The following is an 18,850-nucleotide window of genomic DNA, read 5'->3' as shown; positions in this document are numbered from 1 at the left end:
GGTGAAGCCTCGCGGCAGCCCGCCGCCGCCTTCGTTTAGTTTTGCCATATGACAGAAATGTTACAGCGCCGGTTCGGCGCTGCAACTGTCTGGTTTATCCTGCGAACTATCGGTCAACACACCGTCATTCCGCTGGCTGAATCGCGGTTTTCTCACTGCGCGCAGCACTGCCGGCATGCCCGTACCGTGCATAGAACGCGGGCAGCACGGCGAGCGTGAGCAGGGTCGCGCTGATCAGGCCGCCGATCACGACGGTGGCGAGCGGTTTCTGTACCTCGGCGCCGGTGCCGGTGGCGAAGGCCATCGGCACGAAACCGAGCGAGGCCACCAGCGCGGTCATCACCACGGGCCGGAAGCGGGTGAGGGCGCCTTGCTCGATCGCCTCCCGCATCGGCACGCCTTGCTCGCGCAACTGCCTGACGAAGCTCAGCATCACGAGCCCGTTCAGCACCGCAACGCCCGACAGTGCGATGAAGCCGACCGCCGCCGAGATCGAGAACGGCATGCCGCGCAGCCACAGCGCCGCGATGCCGCCGGTCAGCGCCAGCGGCACCGCGCTGAACACCAGCAGCGCATCGCGGGCCGATCCCATCGCGGCCAGCAGCAGTAGGAAGATCATCGCAAAACAGGCGGGAACCACGACCGCTAGGCGCTGGCGCGCCGCGGCGAGGTTCTCGGACTGGCCGCCCCAGGTCATCCAGTAACCCGGCGGCAGCTGCACCGATTGCCCGACCTTGGCCTGTGCTTCCTCGACCACCGAGCCGAGATCGCGGCCGCGGACATTGGCGGTCACCACGATGCGGCGCTTGCCGTTCTCGCGGCTGATCTGGTTCGGCCCTTCGGTGAAGGAGAATTGCGCGACGCGGTTGAGCGGCAGGCTTTGTACTGGAGAACTCGGCGTCGCCTTCGGCAGTGCGACCGGCAGATTGCTCAGGGCTTCGAGATCGGAGCGCACGCTTTCCGGCAATCGCACCACGATGTCGAAGCTGCGGTCACCCTCATACACGACGCCGGCATCCTGACCGCCGACCGCGGCACCGATCACGTCCTGGACCTCGGAGACGCTGAGGCCTCGCCGGGCGATCGCCGCCTTGTCGACTTTGATCTCGAGCACGGGCAGGCCGCCGGCCTGTTCGACCTTGACGTCGGTCGCGCCCGGTACGCCGCGCAGCACTGCGGCGATCTGGTTGGCGGCCTTCTGCATCGGTTCGAACTCGTCGCCGAACACCTTGACCGCGATGTCGCCGCGAACGCCGGCGAGCAGTTCGTTGAAGCGCATCTGGATCGGCTGGGTGAACTCATAGACGTTGCCGGGCAGCCGGCCGACCGCCTTCGAGATGTCCTCGATCAGCTGCTCCTTGGTCAATGATGGATCCGGCCATTGATCGCGCGGCTTCAGGATGATGAAGGTGTCGGACGCGTTCGGCGGCATCGGGTCGCTCGCCACCTCCGCAGTGCCGGTCTTGGAGAACACGAACGACACCTGCGGAAAGCGGCTGACAGCCTTCTCGACCGACAGCTGCATCGCCTGCGACTGCGACAGCGCCGTGCTCGGAATTCTGAGCGCGTGCATGGCTATGTTCTTCTCGTCGAGCGAGGGGATGAACTCCTGGCCGAGGCGGAAGAACCCGAACAGGGCAGTGGCGAACAGCACGACCGCCGCCGCGATGACCGGTACGGGCGTTGCAACCGCGCGCCGCAGCAGCGGGCTGTACCAGCGCTTCAGGGCGGCCACGAGCCAGTTTTCCTTCTCCTGCACGCGGCCGTTGATGCCGATCGCGATCAACGCCGGGACCAGCGTCAGCGACAGCACGAAGGCGGCCGCGAGCGCGAGGATCACGGTCAGCGCCATCGGCTCGAACATCTTGCCTTCGACGCCGGTGAAGGTGAGAAGCGGCACATAGACCAGCAGGATGATGGCCTGGCCGTAAAGGCTCGGCTGAACCATTTCCACGGCCGATGCCCGCACCGTCGCCAGCCGTTCGTCGCGCGTCAGCACGCGGCCGAGCGCGTGCTGCTTCTCGGCGAGGTGACGCAGACTGTTCTCGGTGATGATGACCGCGCCGTCGACGATCAGACCGAAATCCAGCGCGCCGAGGCTCATCAGATTGGCGCTGATGCGGCCTTGCCACATGCCGATGGCGGTCATCAGCATCGCGACCGGGATCACCAGCGCAGTGATCAACGCTGCCCGGAAATTGCCGAGCAGCACGAACAGCACCGCGATCACGAGCAGCGCGCCCTCAGAGAGATTACGCGCCACGGTGCCGATGGTCGCATCGACCAACTGAGTGCGATCCAGCACCGTCTCGACCTTGACGCCCGCCGGCAGGGACGGCGTGATCGCCTGCAGCTTGGCATCGACCGCGGCCGACACGGTGCGGCTGTTGGCGCCGATCAGCATCAGCGCGGTACCGACCACGACCTCACGGCCGTTCTCACTGGCGCTGCCGGTGCGGGTCTCGCCGCCGATCGAGAGCGTCGCGAGGTCGCGGATCCGGACCGGGACGCCGCCGCGGGTGGTGACGACGACGGCGCCGAGTTCATCCATGGTTTCGAGGCGGCCGCCGGACCGCACCACGAAGCCTTCGCCGTTGCGTTCGATGTAGCGCGCGCCGCGGCTGACATTGTTGGCTTCGATCGCCTTGGCGACGTCGGCAAAGGTGAGGCCGAGCGCGATCAGCTTCGCCGCATCGGGATGGACCTGGTATTGCTTGAGGTAACCGCCGATCGAGTCGACGCCGGCGACACCCGGCACCATCTTGATCTGCGGCTTGATGATCCAGTCCTGCACCGTGCGCAGATAGGCGTCCTTCTCGACCTCGCTTTGCAGCACCTGGCCATCCGCCGTCAGGAAGCGGCCGTCGCTTTGCAGGCCCGGTTCGCCGTCGGTCCGTACCTTCTCGCCGGAGTAATGGACGGTCCACATGTAGATTTCGCCAAGGCCGGTCGAGGTCGGGCCGATCCGCGGCTCGATGCCCTGCGGCAGGCGCGCCCGAACTTCGGTCAGGCGTTCGCCGACCTGCTGGCGGGCGAAATAGATGTCGGTGGCTTCGCTGAATACCGCCGTGATCTGCGAGAAGCCGTTGCGCGAGAGAGAACGCGTGCTCTCCAGCCCCGGCGCACCCGCCAATGCCGTTTCGATCGGGAAGGTGATCTGCTTCTCGATCTCCGCCGGCGACAGCGCCGGGGCTACGGTGTTGATCTGGACCTGCTTGTTGGTGATGTCGGGCACCGCGTCGATCGGCAGTTTCGTCAATGCGAAGCCGCCGATGAACATCAGGATCGCCGCCAGGGAGACGACGACCCAGCGCCGCTGGATTGCCAGACCGATGATGCGCTCAATCATGGCCGTGCTCCGCCTCGTCCTTCTCGACCTCGGCCTTCAGCGTAAAAGTATTCTGCACTGCGATGGTCTCGCCGGCGGCGAGACCCGAAACGATCTCGACATCGTCGTCGTCCTCGCGGCCGGTCCGCACCGACCGCGCCTCGAAGCCGTCGGCATCGCGCACGAACACGGTCGGCGTCCCCTTGATGGTTTGAATGGCCTTCTTCGAGACGATCACGGTCGACGGCGCGCCCGACAGCGGGACCTCAGCGGTCACGAACGTACCCGGCTTCCAGCGGTGATTCTTGTTGGGCATGGTCGCGATCACCCGGGCGTTGCGGGTCTCGCGGTCGAGCAGGGGGCTGACGAAGATCACGTCGGCATTGGCTTCATCCCCGGTACCGATGGCGCGGATTTTCACCGCAACGCCTTCGCGGACCGCGCCGATGTCCTCCGGCGAAACCGCGAGATCAACCCAGATGTCGTCGAGGTTGACGATGACATAGAGCTCGCTTTCTTGACCTTCGCGCCCGATCAATCCGCCGAGATCGACGCGGCGTTCGGAGACCCGGCCGCTGATCGGCGCACGCAGGAACTGGGTGCGCAGGCTTTCGGGCGGCTGGTTGGGCAGATCGGCGATCTCGCTTTCCGACAGGCCCAGCGCAAACAGTTTCTGTCGCGCGCCGTCGAGCTTGATCTGCGCGTCGTTCGCGGTCAGCCGCGTGCGCAGGAACTCGTTTTCCGACACGATCCGGGTCTCGACCAGCGTCTTCTGCCGTGCGTAGAGGGTCTGCTGCAGATCGTTGGTCAGCCTGGCTGCGAGGTATTCGCTCTTGGCGTCGGCGACCTCGCGGCTTTCGATGGCCGCGACGATCTCGCCCTTTTCGACGACGTCGCCGAGACGCTTGCGCAGTTCCGTCACCGTCGCGAGCACGCGCACCGAGACGCGGCCGATATGGTCGGCATCGGGGATCAGCGATCCCGGCGCGAGGAAGTGCCGCTTCAGCATGCCGCCGCCGGACTGCGTGAGCGTGATGCCGGCCTCACGAATCTGGTCTTCGCTCAGCTCGACATGGCCGGGGGCCTCATGCTTGGCCTCGGCTTTCTCTGGACCTGCGATCGCAGTCTCCCGCGCGGTGGCCGGGAACTTGACCGGCCAACCGATCCATCCGGCAGCCAGAAAGATCAGCGTAATGCCGGCGGCGACGCCGGCGAAAAATAGAGCAACCCGTTTCATATGCGCCTCTCCGCAGCGCATGCCGATGGCCCTGCGCTGTCGCGACATTGGTCTGTGCGGAAGCGTGCGCGCGGCCCCATGGCAGCGGCGCACGGCCGGTCATGCCGACCGGGTCAGGCGCGGGGTGGTTTGAACGGAGACAGTCGCTCGGCCGACGCCGGCAACTCGAGGCTGCTGTCGCCATAGCTGTGCGGCGCATAGGCGATCGGGAACGCGGTTTCCTGCGGAGCTACCGACACGACGTGGGTCAGGCAATGATCGCCGTGCAGCGAGGCCGGATGCGACGGAGCCTTGCCGCCGGTGTCGTTGATCGACTGTGCGATCGGGGCGACGGGAGCTGCGTCGTCATCGCGGTCGAAGGTCCAGCCGTGGAAGAACGACAGCACCAGCGCAAGCGAGATCAGTCCCGCAAGTAGGCTGCGCCAGCGGCGCGGTCTCGTTGCGTGAGCGCAAGACTGAATCATGGTGCGCGAAGCGGCCATCGGGCCTACTTAGCGCCGCGACCGCGCGCATTCAAGTTCGGCGCCGCGACAGATTGGCCGTGGATACTATAACGTTACACGCTCTCAGCGGCTCGGCGCATCAGCCAGCGGCGCGCGGCGACGACGGCCCAGATCGCCTCAACCAGGCCGAACGGCCAGGCGCCCTGCAGGAAGCCATAGGCGGAGCCGAGCGCGCAAGAAACCGCGAAGGCCAGGATGAACCAGGGACTGCGATCTTCGGCCGCGTAGCAGACGAGCATCATGGTCACGGCGAACAGTCCGAACAGCGTCAGCGCATCCATTCCGCAGCAGAACTCCCCTTGTAAGGCTGTTGATATCTGAGCACGCTTGGGATGGAATATCCATCCAGCGTCGCCGCCCGAAAGGACTGCACCATGAAGCGCATGCATGTTCACGTCGCCGTCAAGGACATCCCGCAATCGGTCGGCTTCTACTCGGCGCTGTTCGGTGCCGAGCCGACGGTCGTGAAATCCGATTATGCCAAGTGGATGCTCGACGATCCCCGGGTCAACTTCGCGATCTCGACCCGCGGCCGCGAGCCGGGCCTCGATCATCTCGGCATTCAGGTCGAGAGCTCCGAAGAACTCGGTGAGGTCTACGGACGGCTGCGCAAGGCCGGCGGCCAGGTCATCGAGCAGGGCCAGACGGTGTGCTGCTATGCCAAGTCCGAGAAGTCGTGGATCGACGATCCCGCAGGCATCGCATGGGAGACCTTTCATACGACGGGCGAGAGCATCGTCTACGGCGACGGCACCGGCGAGCGGACCGCGCGCGTCGCGCACGAGAAACCGGAGGGTAAGCCGAGCGCCTGTCGCGCGCCGCAGCCGCAGGCGGCAGCGCCTGAGGCTTCGGCTTGCTGCAGATCGTAACCGATCGCGCATCTTGTAGCCCGGATGAAGCGCGGCGAAATTCGGGACGTCGCCGGCCGCTGAACTGCGCTGGGGTTCGTCCGCATTACGCATCGCCGGTGGAGCCGTTACGTCGACGCAACCGGTTACCGCTGTAAGCAAAGGCTTAATGCCTGCGACATAGTATCGCTCCGATCAAAGCCTTCCCGCTAACCGCCCGGTAACTATGCGGCTCCTGCCAATCAAGGATCCAGAGCGATCCTGGCGTCATATCAAGGCACAATGGAAGAAGGACGCTGAAGGCGTCGGAGAGGATTTGGCCGCTTTCGGCGGCATCGCCGCCTTCGAAACGCTGACCGCCAGGGAGGGTGACAACCAGGGTCTGTATCACCTGACCGACGGAGAGCGGGTCCACGCGGTTTGCCAGGTCCGGCGTCTGTTGATGAGCCGATATACCGCGCCCGCCCTCAGTGCGCGCTTCGTCAACGTGTCTCCGATCTACGATCTCGGCCTCGCCGATACCGCCGATTACGCGCAAATGCTCGTCGCGTTGTTCTCCGGCGTCGTCTGGCTGTCGCGCGACGCATTGTCGGCCAACCACATCCGGTTTCTCCTGAAGAGCCCCGGTGACTCGCAGTTCTTCGCCGCGCTGAAGGCCGTGACGCCATTCTCGCCATTCTCGAGATTCACCATCGAAGGCGCGTTGATCGAGTGCAGCCTGAAGGAGGCGACGGCGTCGTCGCCCGCAGCGGCCGTCTCCTGACGATCTTCGCGCCGATCGCGTTCTCTGCGTTCCCCTTAACCGTCCGATAACTGATTTTCCTAACGGCCCCTTGGGTTGTGTTCCCGTAGAAGGGCACGCGCAGGGGCAGGAAAATGTCGGTTGTCTCAACGAACAGCGTGAAGCCGGAGGATCGGCGGCTGTCGATCAAGGACGTGTTGCGCGCGATCAGGATGGGCGCCATTCAGTGGCTCGTCCTGAGTGCCGCGCTGCTGGTGCTCGCGATCACCCTTGGCACCGGCTATCTCGCGCTGCAGTTTCGCGAACGCACGCTGGAGACGTCAGAACGCGAGCTCAACAACACCGCGCTGCTGCTGTCGCGGCATTTCGACCAGCAACTCAGCGATCTCCAGCACGTCCACGACGACATCGTGAATTATCTGCGCTCGGAGCAGGTCGATACCGCCGACCAGTTCGAGAAGAACATGTCGCTCTTGAGCGCGCACGAGATGCTGCGCACCCGGCTCGCGGCGCTGCCGCATGTCGGCGGACTCAATCTGTTCAACGCCAAGGGATGGCTGATCAACTCGTCCGAGATGTGGCCGGTGCCCGATATCAGCATTGCGGACCGGCGCTATTTCCAGGAGTTCACCTCGGGGCGGCCGACATCGCCCGTGATCGTCGAGCCCGCGATGAGCAAGGTGACCGGAAACTGGACTACGATCTTTGCGCGCAAGATCACCGGGCGCAACGGCGAGATCATCGGCTTTGCGAGCCGCGGCGTCGAGCCCAGCCATTTCGAGGATTTCGTGGCCTCGCTGGCGCTGAACGGCGACACCGTGATCTCGATGATCCATCGCGACGGCACCATCATCGCGCGTTATCCGCAGGATTCCGGTTTGGTCGGCCGCAACATCAGCGACCAGCCGCTGTTCCGGAAGGTCATCGGCCTGGGCGGCAACACGTCGGGCCGGTTCGTCGGTGCCGCCGGCGAGGAGAATGTCGGCGCGGTCAGATCGCTGTCGCACTTTCCGATCATGATACTTGCCACCACCAGAACCTCCAGCGCGCTGGAAGACTGGCGCGCCCAGACCAAGCTGCAGTTCTGCGCCGCGGTGCTCGCGGTGCTGATTGTCGTCATGACCATCTTCCTGATCGTCCGTCAGTTGCAGCGGCAGCACGACGCAGCGCAGCGGCGGCTGTCCGAGAAGAGCCAGCACCTCGACACCGCGATCAACACCATGACGCAGGGGCTGCTGCTGTTCGATGCCTCGGCGCGGCTCGTGATCTGCAACCAGCGATACATCGACATGTTCGGCCTGTCGGCCGATGTCGCCAAGCCCGGGTGTCATCTGCGTGATCTGATCCTGCATCGCCGGGCGATCGGCTCGTTCGTCGGCGATGTCGATCAATACTGCGCCCGCTTCACCGATCCCAGGGGTGACGAGGTGCGGGACTCCGTGATCATGACGCCCGACGGCCGCAGCATCCGCCTGATCTACAAGCGCGCGCCTGACGGCGGCTGGGCCACGACGCTCGAGGACGTCACCGACGGGAGGCGGGCACAGGCCCGGATCGAATATCTCGCGCATTACGATGCCCTGACCAATCTGCCGAACCGGACGCTGTTCCAGCGTCACGCCGAGGAATTGTTGCGCGAGACCACCGGACGTGAGTTCGCGATCCACTATATCGACATCGACGAGTTCAAGCGGATCAACGACACGTTGGGTCACCCGATCGGCGATGAATTCCTCCGCCGCGTGGCCGAGAAGCTGCGCCAGTCGGTCGGATTGAACGACTTCATTGCCCGCCTCGGCGGCGACGAATTCGCGATCGTCCAGCATGACATCACCTCGGACGATGACGTCAGCGATTTGGTCGCGCGCATCTATCAGTCGTTGAGAACGCCGTTCGACTGCCTCGGCCATTGGCTGTCGAGCGACGCCAGCATCGGTATCGCGATCGCGCCGCGTCACGGCTCCGACCTGTTCGGCCTGCTCAAATGCGCCGATCTTGCGATGTACGCGGCAAAGGCCGCCGGCCGCAGGACCTATCGTTTCTTCGATCCGGCGATGGAGAAGCAGGCCAATCTGCGCCGCGCGCTGGAGGCCGATCTGCGAAGCGCGTTGTCCGAGGGCGGCTTCGAGTTGCACTACCAGCCGCTGGTCGACCTGCGCAGCGACGAGGTGACCGGCTGTGAGGCGCTGCTGCGCTGGCGGCATCCGGTGCGCGGCATGATCTCGCCGGCGGAGTTCATACCGGTCGCCGAGGAGACCGGGCTGATCGAGGAGATCGGGCAGTGGGTGTTGCGCACCGCCTGCATCGAGGCGGCGGCGTGGCCGGCGCATGTGCGGCTTGCCGTCAATGTGTCGCCGGTCCAGTTCAAGTCGGAGACGCTGGCGCTCAAGGTAGCGAACGCGCTCGCCGAGAGCGGGCTCGATCCGCGCCGGCTCGAGCTCGAGATCACCGAGGCGGTGCTGATCGCCGATGACGATGCGGCGCTGGTCACGCTCGGCCAGCTCCGTGCGCTCGGCGTCCACATCGCGCTGGACGATTTCGGCACCGGCTACTCGTCGCTGCAGTATCTGCAGCGCTTCCCGTTCGACAAGATCAAGATCGACCGCAGCTTCGTCAAGGAAGTCACCCGCAACTCAGGCTCGGCCTCGATCATCCGTGCGGTGGTGTCGATCGCCGCCGACCGCAACATGATCACGACAGCCGAGGGCGTCGAGACCGATCAGCAGCGCGACACCGTGCAGATGCTCGGCTGCACGCAGATGCAGGGCTATCTGTTCAGCAGGCCGGTTCCCGCACAGGACGTCCGGACGCTGCTCGCGGCCGAGGGGGTCGAGGACGCCGCCTGAGGGCTGCCCTGACGCCGGTCTCCGCAGAAAATTCCCTGAAATCGACCGGCCGACGCGACCGACCCGGAACCGAAACCGTGGAACCGCGTTCCCTTGCGGGGCTCGACCGGCAGGCGACCAATGAAGACCGCAATAACGTCCGCGGCCATGCTGCTGTTTACCTCGTGCATGGCGAACGCAGAAAGTGGCCTTGCGTCCTACTATCACGGCATCGGCAAGAGCGGCGAGATGACCTGCGCGCACCGCAGGCGGCCGTTCGGCAGCATGATCACTGTGTCCTATCACGGCAAATCGATCCGCTGCCGGGTCAACGACCGCGGCCCGTTCATTCGCGGGCGGATCATCGATGTCTCGACGACTGCGGCCCGCGCGCTTGGCATCCTGCAGCTCGGCGTCGCGCATGTGGAGATCGAGTAGCGCGCGGCCGGCAGCGGAGGTCAGGGTTTTGAGGCGGTCGCCCGCTGTTCGGCGATCGCCTTGCGGAGCGTGCGTGACAGCGCCTCGACCGAATAGGGCTTCTGGATCAGTTCGAAGCCGCTATGCGCGTTCTCGGCGAGCACGTTGCTGTAGCCGCTGGTCAGCACCACCGGCAGGCCGGGAAAGCGGTCGCGGATCACGCCGGCGAGTTCGACGCCGTTCATGCCGGGCATGATCACGTCGGAGAACACGAGGTCGGCGGCGAACTCGTTCTCGGTGAGGATCGACAGCGCAGCGTTGGCGTTTGCCGCGCGCTTGACCGAATAGCCGAGATCCTCGAGCAGCTCGGTGGAGAACTGGCCGACGTCGTCGTTGTCCTCCACCACGAGGACGCGATAGCCGCGGCCGATCGAGGCCTGCTCGGTGCCCGTGCTGGTCGCGACCTTGGCGTCGACCGGGCGCATCGCCTGCGGCAGATAGATTGTGAAGGTCGCGCCTTGCCCCGGCGTTGAGGTGACCTCGATGTCGCCGTCGGATTGCTTGACGAAGCCGAACGCCTGGCTCAGTCCGAGACCCGTTCCCTTGCCGACCTCCTTGGTCGTGAAGAACGGTTCGAAGATCGCGTCGAGATTTTCCGGCGAGATTCCGGTGCCGGTATCCTGAATCGAGACCGTGACGAAATCGCCGCTGCGCGAGGCCTGCGCGCGCAGGGCAGGGATGTGCTTGACCTTCCGCACGCCGATCGTCAGCTGGCCTTCGCCGTTCATGGCATCGCGGCCGTTGACCGCAAGGTTGATCATCGCGGTCTCGAACTGGCCGATATCGGCGATCGCAAAACAGTCGGGATCCTCGATCCGGACCTCGATATGGATCCGCGCGCCGACCAGCGGCCGGATCAGCTGCACCACGCTGTCGACCTGGGTCCCGACATTGAACACTTCGGGATTGAGCGGCTGCCGGCGCGCGAATGCCAGCAGTTGCGCGGTCAGCTTGGAGGCGCGCTCGACGGTCTCGGCGATCGCATCGATATAGCGGCGGCGACGTTCATCGGGCAGCTCGCGGCGGCGCAGGAAGTCGGTCGCGGAGCGGATGATGGTAAGCAGATTGTTGAAGTCGTGCGCGACGCCGCCGGTGAGCTGGCCGACCGCTTCCATTTTCTGCGATTGCCGCAGGGCTTCCTCGCCGCGGCGCCGCTCGGTGATATCGACGGCCTCCGGCACCGCGCCGACGATCGTGCCGTGCTGATCGCGCAGCGGCCGCATCTCGAAGTCGAAATGGCGCTCGCCGATCGGCAGTCGCAGCGGCAGTTCGGATTTGACGTCCTCGCCGCGCATTGCCGTGGCGAAGGCATTCTTGATCGTTTCCGCCGCGCCTTCGGTCGCGCTGAACCAGGGAGTTTCCCAGAAAAGCTTTCCAACGACATCGGCGGCGCGGGCGCGAATGCCGGCCAGTGCGGTCCGGTTGGCGTAAAGCAACTCGCCGTCCTGGTTGAGCAGCCCCTGATGTTGATGGCTGGTCTCCAGGATCGCGCGCATCTGCGCCTCGCTCGACTCGAGCTGCGCGGTCCGTTCGATGATGCGCCGCTCCAGCGACTCGTTGAGCTTGCGCAGCTCGATCTCGGCTTCCTTGGCGGCCGTGATGTCGTGGGCGACGCCGATGAAGCCGATATGCCTGCCGTTCGGGTCCCAGCGCGGCTGCGACTCCGAACGTAGCCAGCGCCAGTCGCCTGCGGCGTTCCGGTAGCGAGCCTCGAGCACGAACGGCTTGAGCGATAATTCGCCGGTGATCTGCTCCTGCAGGATCTTCGGCAGGTCGTCGGGATGCAGCGCCTTGCGCCAATCGAACACGATCGCTTCCTCGAACGGCAGCCCGAGGAAGTCGAGATAGGCCTGGTTGGCGAAGGAGCGGGTGCGGTCGAGCTTGGTCACCCAGATCGGCACCGGCGCGCTGTCGGCGATCAGGCGGAAGCGTTCCTCGCTCTCGCGCAGGGTTTCCTGCGCCAGCATCTGATCGGTGACGTCGAGATCGGCGCCGACCAGCCGCAGCGCGCGGCCGCTGCGGTCGCGGTCGATCTTGGCGACAACACGAATCCAGCGGCTCTCGCCGTCGTTCGGCCGGATGATGCGGTATTCGGCCGTGTAGTCTTCGCCGCCGGCCTTGAGCACATCAAACAGGTGCTTGATGGTTCGCTCGCGATCGTCGGGGTGGATGCGCGCGACCCAGTTCTCATAGGTCTCGTTGATCTCTTCGGGCGGCAGCCCGTGCACCAGCAGATATTCGGGGGAGCGGCGGTTGTGCACGCCGTCGCGGAAATCGATCTCGAGCCCGCCGACCCGCGCAATGCGCTGGATCCGCGCCAGCTCGGCCTCGCGCTCCTGAAGCTCGCGATGGGCGCGATCACGTTCGCGCGCGATCTCCTCGAGGTGCTGCCGCAGCCTTTCGGCTGCCGCAGCTTCGGGTAGCACATCAGAGGGATCGGGAGGGGTCATTCGCGCCGGCAACCTCTTGGCGCAGTCTCACACAGGACGTGGCGGCTTTGCCAGCGTGATTTGTCGCATCGCCGCTCCTTCGCTTGCCCGTCACTTGCTCTTGGGCGGGCGGCAATTATAGGCCCTGCGGAACCCGGCGGCCTGTGCATCCTCCTCGGAGCAGAACCAACGATCCGGATTGCCGAGGCCCGGGTAACTGCGGCAGGCCTGCAAATGATAGATGCCGATATTGCCGGTGACCCGGGCGCGCACGGCGTACTTGCCCTTGATGTTGCAGCTTGCCGGCATCGGCAGGTCCGCGGGGAAGAGCGCGTCGCGGATCTGGGTGTCGCGATCGGCCGGGCAGGCGTTTCCGAGCAGGGCGCCATCCTTCCTGGCGGTGCGGAAATCGCGCGGTGCCACGAAGCAGCCTTTCCACAGCCCGGCGCGATTGTCCCTGGCGGTGGCTTCGTCCGGCTTGAATCGGCCAGTGGCCGACGTCTCGACGTTGAGGGCATATCCCTTCTGCACCAGCACCTGGCTGAGGCTGGTGGGGTCACCCTCGATCTTGCAGACGCCGAGGCGGCGCTTCTTGAAGGTCGGATCGACGCCGATATCGTCGCAATGAACAGGCTTGCCGCCGATCAGCTTGGTCAGCTGGTCACGCGCTTCCATGCCGCATGTCCAGACGTCGGCGTGCTCGTCGATGCAGAGTTGGTCGACCGCCGGCGCGTCGATGCCGTCGAGCCGGTAGGTCGTGTTGCCGAGCTGAACGGTGCCGGCGTCCTTGATGACCGCAGTGGTCGCGGGGCCCGCCGTCGCTGACGGGACGGGGCTCGCGGACAGGCATGTCAGGAGAAGCGTCGTGATGACCGGATGTCGAAACCGCATTTTTTCTCTTCAGATATCTGGCGGGCAACCGGACTTCTAGCACAGCCCGGTACGATCCAACCAAGGACTGTTCGCGAAAGCTGCGTGCGCGCCGTCACATCGCGATCAGTGTTCCGCGGCGTAGAACTGCCGGACATTGCGATGGGAGAGATGCAGGCATGGCCGAATTTATCGTCAACGTCCTCGTCGAGATCGTCACCGACATCTGGACCCTGCAATATCTCGCGCGCCGGCGCCGGAAGAAAGCGGCGGCGCATGAGGCCACGTCCGATCAAAGATCCAATTGACTTGATGAGAACAAAATAGGAACATGACGCGTCACCTAAATCCCGGATACCTGATGATGTCTGCACGGCCCGAATTTGACGACGATGACGGGCTGGAAGCGGCTGTCGATCAGGCCATTTCCGCCTGCGGAGGGAATCTGCGCGCGACTATCCGGGCGCTGATCGTGGCCAATGAATTCCTGGAGAACGAGGTCAGCGAGCTGATGAAGGCCGTTGCCAAGGCTCACTCCCGCGGCCGCTTCAAGACCTATACGGGCTGAACTCCCCCTCGGGCTACCGTCAGAGACCGGCCAAGGGCCGGGCAGGGATCGCATTCAACCGTTGCCTCCGGGGCAATTTGCTGTACCAACGGAGTGGCCCGTGCCGGATTGCGCGGGGAGGAATCCTGCCAAAAGCCCAAATCCGAAGAAGCCAGTTTTAAGAAGCCCAAGAAGAGCATGTTCAAACGAATCCTGATCGCCAACCGCGGCGAGATCGCCTGCCGAGTCATCAAGACTGCGCGCCGTATGGGGATTGAGACGGTCGCCGTCTACTCCGAGGCCGACCGCGACGCGCTGCATGTCGAGATGGCCGATGACGCCGTGCTGATCGGGCCGCCTGCCGCGGCCGAGAGCTATCTCCTGATCGACAAGATCGTCGAGGCCTGTCGCAAGACCGGCGCGCAGGCCGTGCATCCCGGCTACGGCTTCCTGTCCGAGCGCGAGGCGTTTCCGCGTGCGCTGGAAGCCGCCGGTATCGTCTTCATCGGCCCGAATCCCGGCGCCATCGCCGCGATGGGCGACAAGATCGAATCCAAGAAGGCGGCTGCGAAGGCCAAGGTCTCGACCGTGCCGGGCCATCTCGGCGTCATCGAGGACGACAAGCACGCCGTCCAGATCGCCGACGAGATCGGCTACCCCGTGATGATCAAGGCTTCCGCCGGCGGCGGCGGCAAGGGCATGCGTATCGCGCATTCCAAGTCGGAGGTCGCCGAGGGCTTCAACCTCGCCAAGGCCGAGGCGAAGTCGTCGTTCGGCGACGACCGCGTCTTCATCGAGAAGTTCATCGTCGATCCCCGGCACATCGAGATCCAGGTGCTCGGCGACAAGCATGGCAACGTGATCTATCTCGGCGAGCGCGAGTGCTCGATCCAGCGCCGCAACCAGAAGGTCATCGAGGAGGCGCCGTCGCCGCTGCTCGACGAGCAGACCCGCCGCAAGATGGGCGAGCAGGCCGTCGCGCTGGCCAAGGCGGTCAACTACGATTCCGCCGGCACGGTGGAATTCGTCGCCGGCCAGGACAAGAGCTTCTACTTCCTGGAGATGAACACCCGCCTGCAGGTCGAGCATCCCGTCACCGAGCTGATCACCGGCGTCGACCTCGTCGAGCAGATGATCCGCGTCGCCGCCGGCGAGAAGCTTGCGCTGGCGCAGAAGGACGTCACGCTGACCGGCTGGGCGGTGGAATCCCGCGTCTATGCCGAGGATCCGTTCCGCAACTTCCTGCCGTCGATCGGCCGCCTGGTGAAATACCGTCCGCCGGCCGAAGCCAGCCATGACGGCATTACCATCCGCAACGACACCGGCGTGCAGGAAGGCGGCGAGATCTCGATCCACTACGATCCGATGATCGCCAAGCTCGTCACCCACGCGCCGTCGCGCGCCGCTGCGATTGAGGCACAGGCGACCGCGCTCGACGCCTTCTATGTCGACGGCATCAGGCACAACATCCCGTTCCTGTCGGCGCTGATGAACCATCCGCGCTGGCGCGAGGGCCGGCTCTCGACCGGCTTCATCGCGGAGGAATTCCCGAAAGGATTTTCCGCGCGTGTGCCCGAGGGCGAGATCGCGCGGCGGCTGGCCGCTGTCGGCGCCGCCATCGATCATGTGCTGGGCGAACGCAAGCGGCAGATCTCCGGCCAGATGGGCGGCCGCGTGGTGCAGCGCGAGCGCCGCCGCGCGGTGTGGCTCGATCGCGCCGAGATTGCGCTCGACGTCGCGCGTGAGGATGACGCCATCGCGGTGCGCTTCATCGGCACTGACGGGCTGCCCGGCAATCCGCACAATCTGGTGTCGAGCTGGGCGCCGGGCGAGCCGGTCTGGCAGGGCACCATCGACGGCAATTTCGTCGCCGTGCAGGTGCGGGCGATCAACAACGGCTTCCGCCTCGCGCATCAGGGCTTTGAGGTGCCGGTCTATGTCTTCACCGAGACCGAGGCGACCTCGGCGCGGCTGATGCCGGTGGTCTCGGCCGCCGACACCGGCAAGAAGCTGCTGTGCCCGATGCCCGGGCTCGTGGTGTCGATCGCGGTGACCGAGGGCCAGGAGGTCAAGGCCGGCGAGACGCTCGCGGTGGTCGAAGCCATGAAGATGCAGAACGTGCTGCGCGCCGAGCGCGACGGCACGGTGAAGAAGATCCACGCCGCCGCCGGCGCCACGCTCGCGGTCGATGCGCTGATCCTGGAGTTCGCGTAGCACCGTCATTCCGGGGCGCGCGGCACGCGCGAACCCGGAATCTCGAGATTCCGCGTTCGATGCTTTGCATCGCCCCGGAATGACGTTGAGAAAGGGTGTCCTTATGGCCTTCCGCAAACGCCGCGAAGCACTGCGATCCATCCTCAACGGATCGGGCTGTATTCGTCCGGGCTCGGTCTATGACGCGACCTCGATCCGGATTGCGGAGGACCTCGGCTTCGAGCTCGGCATGTTCGGAGGCTCGGTGGCCTCGCTCGCCGTGCTCGGCGATCCCGACATCGCGCTGATCACGCTCACCGAATTCGCCGAGCAGATACGCCGCATGTCGCGCGCGTCGACCCTGCCGGTGCTGGTCGATGCCGACCACGGCTACGGCAACGCGCTCAATGTCCGCCGCACGGTCCAGGAGGTGGAAGCCGCCGGTGCCGCCGGCCTCACCATCGAGGATACGCTGCTGCCGCAGGCGTTCGGCCAGGCCAAGACGCAGCTGATCTCGCTCGAGGAAGGCGTCGGCAAGATGAAGGCCGCGCTCGACGGGCGCAGCGATCCGTCGCTCGTCATTCTGGGCCGGACCGGCGCGGTCTCGATCACTGATCTCGATGATGCGGTCGCGCGCGCCAAGGCCTACGAGGCGGTCGGCGTCGATGGACTGTTCTTCACCGGCATCAAATCGCGTGGCGAGCTGGAGGCATTGTCGGCCGCGACCTCGCTGCCGATCGTGCTCGGCGGCGCGCCTGAGGAGATGACCGCGCTGGACTATCTGGCTGGTCAGCGCGTCAGGATCGCGTTGCAGGGCCATGCGCCGTTCGCAGCCGCAACCCAGGCGGTCTATGAGACCCTGAAGGCACTGCGCGAAGGCACCTCGCCGAAGAACCTCAAGGGCATCGCGTCGTCCGATCTGACCAGCCGCGTGATGCGCGAAGCGGAGATCAAGACGCGCAGCGGCGAGTTTCTCGGCCTGAAGAAATGAGCGGCGTGATCCGCCACGTCACGATCACCGGACGCGTCCAGGGTGTCGGCTATCGCGCCTGGGTTCACGAACATGCGAACGCGCGCAGCCTCGAAGGCTGGGTCCGCAACCGCCGTGATGGCAGCGTCGAGGCCGTGTTCGCCGGCTCCGAAGACATTGTTGCCGACATGATCAAAGCGTGCGGGCGCGGCCCAATCTCGGCGCGCGTCGACCGCGTGCAGACCGATGACGGCACATCAGACCTTTTGAACCTGCGCGGGGCAGGCGAGCGGTTCGTATTCCTGCCGACGGTCTAGGCGGCCGAGATCACCAGCGCCTGAATCTTGCCGTCCAGAGGACCGTTGCCGAAGCGGTGCGCCAAGGCCTCCGCCACGCGCTGCGTTGCGGCCTCGAGCGCAGATTGACCCTGCGCCTCGATCTCGCCGCGCATCGGCGTGCCCTGGCAATAGGCGATGGCGACATCCTCCGGTGAAGCGGCGGGGCTGCGAAGGGTGACCACCTCGATGGCGATGTCGCGAAAGCCTGCGGCGACCAGGTCGGCGCGAATGCGTGCCGGATCATGGTAACCGTGCGGTGTCCGCGCCATGAATTGCGGCGTGTTGCTTGGGAACACCTGGAACATCGTTTGCTGCATCACGTCGGCGAAATCATTCGCCTCGATCTTGTCCCAGACGTTGAAGAAGTACCGTCCGCCGGGCCTGGCCACACGCCGCGCTTCGGCGAAACCCTTGACGCGGTCGGGGAAGAACATCGCGCCGAACTGGCAGGCGACGATGTCGAAACTCGCGTCGGCAAACGGCAGCGACAGCGCGTCGGCTTGCTGCCATCGGATGTTCGGCTGGTCCGCGAGGCGCGTCTTCGCCTGCGCCAGCATCGGCTCGTTGAGGTCGGTCGCGGTAATATTTGTCTCGGGCAATTCCGTAGCCAGCACGGTGGTGACGGCCCCGGTGCCGGCCGCGATCTCCAGCAGGTCGCGCGGCCGATGGCCTTTGATGCGCTGCGCGAGGTCACTGGCGTACGGCGCAAAGATCATTGGCACCATCAGACGGTCGTAGAGCTGCGGGACCGATCCCGCGAATACCTTGTCGGAAAGGGGCGCCGTCATCATGCATTCCTTTGCAAAAAAGCAGATGGCCGTCCTGGCCGTCACGGACAGTAGCTGCCTCCGAAGTATGGACCAGCGGTTCGTCCGCGCCAACGCCTCGAATGGCGCCGTAACCCAATTCCGCGGCAGCGGTCGCGGCTCTTGACTTCTGCTCCGAATAATCTGATATTTCTGTCATGACAGAAATAACTGCCAAGAGAAAGCTTCCCGCCGTCGTCGAGCGCTTCATCCTGCATTGGGGTGACATGGGCGACGAGTGGGGCGTCAACCGCTCGGTCAGCCAGATCCACGGGCTCCTCTATCTCGCCGAGGCGCCGATGACGGCGGAGGACATTGCCGACACACTCGGCATGGCGCGCTCCAACGTCTCCAACTCGATCAAGGAGCTGTTGTCCTGGGGCTTGATCCGGCGGGTGCCGATCCTCGGCGACCGTCGCGATCATTTCGAGGCCGAGACCGACATCTGGGAGGTCGCCGCCAAGATCGCGGCCGGGCGCAAGGAGCGCGAGATCGATCCCGCGCTTGCAGCGCTGCGCGCCTGCGTCTCCGACGCGGCCGACGATCCCGCGATCAGTCCGCTCGCCAGCAAGCGGCTGAAGGAGATGCTGACATTCACCGAGCTTGTCGACCGCTGGTACACGCAGATGCTGAACGTGCCGCGGCCGCGTTTGGTCGCGCTGATCAAGCTCGGCGAGAAGATCGTGAGTTTCCTGCCAACGGGCAGAGCCAAATAGGGGCATCGGCGTAACGGGAGT

At 65.2% G+C, this 18,850-nt stretch carries 17 protein-coding genes; 10 read left to right on the top strand and 7 right to left on the bottom strand.

The features are described from left to right. Window positions 1–124 precede the first annotated feature (124 nt). The 4 genes from CK489_RS31380 to CK489_RS31365 all read right to left on the bottom strand — a co-directional run bounded on the left by CK489_RS31380 (window position 125) and on the right by CK489_RS31365 (window position 5,349). A complete protein-coding gene (locus tag CK489_RS31380) occupies window positions 125–3,349 on the bottom strand; it encodes an efflux RND transporter permease subunit (protein ID WP_095735037.1) in 3,225 nt (1,074 codons plus the stop codon). Next, window positions 3,342–4,565: an efflux RND transporter periplasmic adaptor subunit gene (locus CK489_RS31375; protein ID WP_050630830.1), complete on the bottom strand. Its 1,224-nt coding sequence runs from the start codon at window positions 4,563–4,565 to the stop codon at window positions 3,342–3,344. Before CK489_RS31375 ends, CK489_RS31380 begins: the two co-directional genes overlap by 8 nt. Window positions 4,566–4,678: 113 nt before the next feature. Then, window positions 4,679–5,047: a hypothetical protein gene (locus tag CK489_RS31370; RefSeq protein ID WP_095735036.1), complete on the bottom strand. Its 369-nt coding sequence runs from the start codon at window positions 5,045–5,047 to the stop codon at window positions 4,679–4,681. Window positions 5,048–5,121: 74 nt separating this feature from the next. Next, complete coding sequence (locus CK489_RS31365; protein WP_050630832.1) at window positions 5,122–5,349, bottom strand: hypothetical protein; 228 nt, start codon at window positions 5,347–5,349, stop codon at window positions 5,122–5,124. Window positions 5,350–5,442: 93 nt separating this feature from the next. Between CK489_RS31365 and CK489_RS31360 the strand changes: the two genes are divergently transcribed. From CK489_RS31360 to CK489_RS31345, 4 genes are all read left to right on the top strand, one after another. Beyond that, entirely contained in the window at window positions 5,443–5,937 is a 495-nt protein-coding gene (locus CK489_RS31360; RefSeq protein ID WP_095735201.1) for an ArsI/CadI family heavy metal resistance metalloenzyme, read from the top strand. A 295-nt stretch (window positions 5,938–6,232) separates the two neighbouring features. After that, on the top strand, window positions 6,233–6,679 hold the full coding sequence (locus CK489_RS31355) for a hypothetical protein (protein WP_143278269.1): 447 nt from the start codon (window positions 6,233–6,235) through the stop codon (window positions 6,677–6,679). Between the two features lie 113 nt (window positions 6,680–6,792). Next, window positions 6,793–9,504 carry a bifunctional diguanylate cyclase/phosphodiesterase gene (locus CK489_RS31350; RefSeq protein WP_095735034.1) on the top strand — a complete coding sequence of 904 codons (2,712 nt, stop codon included), beginning with the start codon at window positions 6,793–6,795 and terminating at the stop codon, window positions 9,502–9,504. A gap of 120 nt (window positions 9,505–9,624) precedes the next feature. Then, the gene (locus CK489_RS31345) at window positions 9,625–9,921 is read left to right on the top strand and encodes a septal ring lytic transglycosylase RlpA family protein (RefSeq protein ID WP_050630834.1); all 297 of its coding nucleotides are present in this window, start codon (window positions 9,625–9,627) and stop codon (window positions 9,919–9,921) included. Window positions 9,922–9,941: 20 nt separating this feature from the next. Here CK489_RS31345 and CK489_RS31340 read toward each other — a convergent pair whose 3' ends face one another. Beyond that, window positions 9,942–12,410: a PAS domain-containing hybrid sensor histidine kinase/response regulator gene (locus tag CK489_RS31340; protein WP_050630835.1), complete on the bottom strand. Its 2,469-nt coding sequence runs from the start codon at window positions 12,408–12,410 to the stop codon at window positions 9,942–9,944. Window positions 12,411–12,500: 90 nt separating this feature from the next. After that, window positions 12,501–13,280 (bottom strand): thermonuclease family protein, encoded by a 780-nt coding sequence (locus CK489_RS31335; protein ID WP_095735033.1) that lies wholly within the window; start codon window positions 13,278–13,280, stop codon window positions 12,501–12,503. Window positions 13,281–13,438: 158 nt separating this feature from the next. On the opposite strand from CK489_RS31335, the gene CK489_RS42695 reads away from it, so the two are divergent. From CK489_RS42695 to CK489_RS31315, 5 genes are all read left to right on the top strand, one after another. Next, on the top strand, window positions 13,439–13,567 hold the full coding sequence (locus CK489_RS42695; protein WP_283807320.1) for a hypothetical protein: 129 nt from the start codon (window positions 13,439–13,441) through the stop codon (window positions 13,565–13,567). 53 nt (window positions 13,568–13,620) lie between these two features. Continuing rightward, complete coding sequence (locus CK489_RS31330) at window positions 13,621–13,827, top strand: hypothetical protein (RefSeq protein WP_050630837.1); 207 nt, start codon at window positions 13,621–13,623, stop codon at window positions 13,825–13,827. Between the two features lie 177 nt (window positions 13,828–14,004). Further along, complete coding sequence (locus CK489_RS31325) at window positions 14,005–16,020, top strand: acetyl-CoA carboxylase biotin carboxylase subunit (RefSeq protein ID WP_050630838.1); 2,016 nt, start codon at window positions 14,005–14,007, stop codon at window positions 16,018–16,020. A gap of 103 nt (window positions 16,021–16,123) precedes the next feature. Further along, complete coding sequence (locus CK489_RS31320; protein ID WP_095735032.1) at window positions 16,124–16,990, top strand: isocitrate lyase/PEP mutase family protein; 867 nt, start codon at window positions 16,124–16,126, stop codon at window positions 16,988–16,990. Beyond that, complete coding sequence (locus tag CK489_RS31315; RefSeq protein ID WP_050630840.1) at window positions 16,987–17,286, top strand: acylphosphatase; 300 nt, start codon at window positions 16,987–16,989, stop codon at window positions 17,284–17,286. Before CK489_RS31320 ends, CK489_RS31315 begins: the two co-directional genes overlap by 4 nt. Here CK489_RS31315 and CK489_RS31310 read toward each other — a convergent pair. Next, window positions 17,283–18,095: a class I SAM-dependent methyltransferase gene (locus tag CK489_RS31310; RefSeq protein WP_050630884.1), complete on the bottom strand. Its 813-nt coding sequence runs from the start codon at window positions 18,093–18,095 to the stop codon at window positions 17,283–17,285. The genes CK489_RS31315 and CK489_RS31310 overlap by 4 nt on opposite strands. Window positions 18,096–18,271: 176 nt before the next feature. Between CK489_RS31310 and CK489_RS31305 the strand changes: the two genes are divergently transcribed. Then, on the top strand, window positions 18,272–18,829 hold the full coding sequence (locus CK489_RS31305; protein WP_050421614.1) for a GbsR/MarR family transcriptional regulator: 558 nt from the start codon (window positions 18,272–18,274) through the stop codon (window positions 18,827–18,829). The last annotated feature ends 21 nt before the right edge of the window (window positions 18,830–18,850 follow it).

The organism is Bradyrhizobium sp. UFLA03-84, assembly GCF_002289535.1.
GTDB classification, from domain to species: Bacteria; Pseudomonadota; Alphaproteobacteria; order Rhizobiales; family Xanthobacteraceae; genus Bradyrhizobium; species Bradyrhizobium viridifuturi.
The sequence above is the reverse complement of the archived record's forward strand: the minus strand, read 5'-3'. Positions and strand labels throughout refer to the sequence as shown.

Coding starts and splice junctions, on each gene's coding strand:
- CK489_RS31380 (WP_095735037.1), bottom strand. CDS start 3,349: ATGATTGAGCGCATCATCGGTCTGGCAATCCAGCGGCGCTGGGTCGTC.
- CK489_RS31375 (WP_050630830.1), bottom strand. CDS start 4,565: ATGAAACGGGTTGCTCTATTTTTCGCCGGCGTCGCCGCCGGCATTACG.
- CK489_RS31370 (WP_095735036.1), bottom strand. CDS start 5,047: ATGGCCGCTTCGCGCACCATGATTCAGTCTTGCGCTCACGCAACGAGA.
- CK489_RS31365 (WP_050630832.1), bottom strand. CDS start 5,349: ATGGATGCGCTGACGCTGTTCGGACTGTTCGCCGTGACCATGATGCTC.
- CK489_RS31360 (WP_095735201.1), top strand. CDS start 5,443: ATGAAGCGCATGCATGTTCACGTCGCCGTCAAGGACATCCCGCAATCG.
- CK489_RS31350 (WP_095735034.1), top strand. CDS start 6,793: ATGTCGGTTGTCTCAACGAACAGCGTGAAGCCGGAGGATCGGCGGCTG.
- CK489_RS31345 (WP_050630834.1), top strand. CDS start 9,625: ATGAAGACCGCAATAACGTCCGCGGCCATGCTGCTGTTTACCTCGTGC.
- CK489_RS31340 (WP_050630835.1), bottom strand. CDS start 12,410: ATGACCCCTCCCGATCCCTCTGATGTGCTACCCGAAGCTGCGGCAGCC.
- CK489_RS31335 (WP_095735033.1), bottom strand. CDS start 13,280: ATGCGGTTTCGACATCCGGTCATCACGACGCTTCTCCTGACATGCCTG.
- CK489_RS42695 (WP_283807320.1), top strand. CDS start 13,439: ATGGCCGAATTTATCGTCAACGTCCTCGTCGAGATCGTCACCGACATC.
- CK489_RS31330 (WP_050630837.1), top strand. CDS start 13,621: ATGATGTCTGCACGGCCCGAATTTGACGACGATGACGGGCTGGAAGCG.
- CK489_RS31325 (WP_050630838.1), top strand. CDS start 14,005: ATGTTCAAACGAATCCTGATCGCCAACCGCGGCGAGATCGCCTGCCGA.
- CK489_RS31320 (WP_095735032.1), top strand. CDS start 16,124: ATGGCCTTCCGCAAACGCCGCGAAGCACTGCGATCCATCCTCAACGGA.
- CK489_RS31315 (WP_050630840.1), top strand. CDS start 16,987: ATGAGCGGCGTGATCCGCCACGTCACGATCACCGGACGCGTCCAGGGT.
- CK489_RS31310 (WP_050630884.1), bottom strand. CDS start 18,095: ATGACGGCGCCCCTTTCCGACAAGGTATTCGCGGGATCGGTCCCGCAG.
- CK489_RS31305 (WP_050421614.1), top strand. CDS start 18,272: ATGACAGAAATAACTGCCAAGAGAAAGCTTCCCGCCGTCGTCGAGCGC.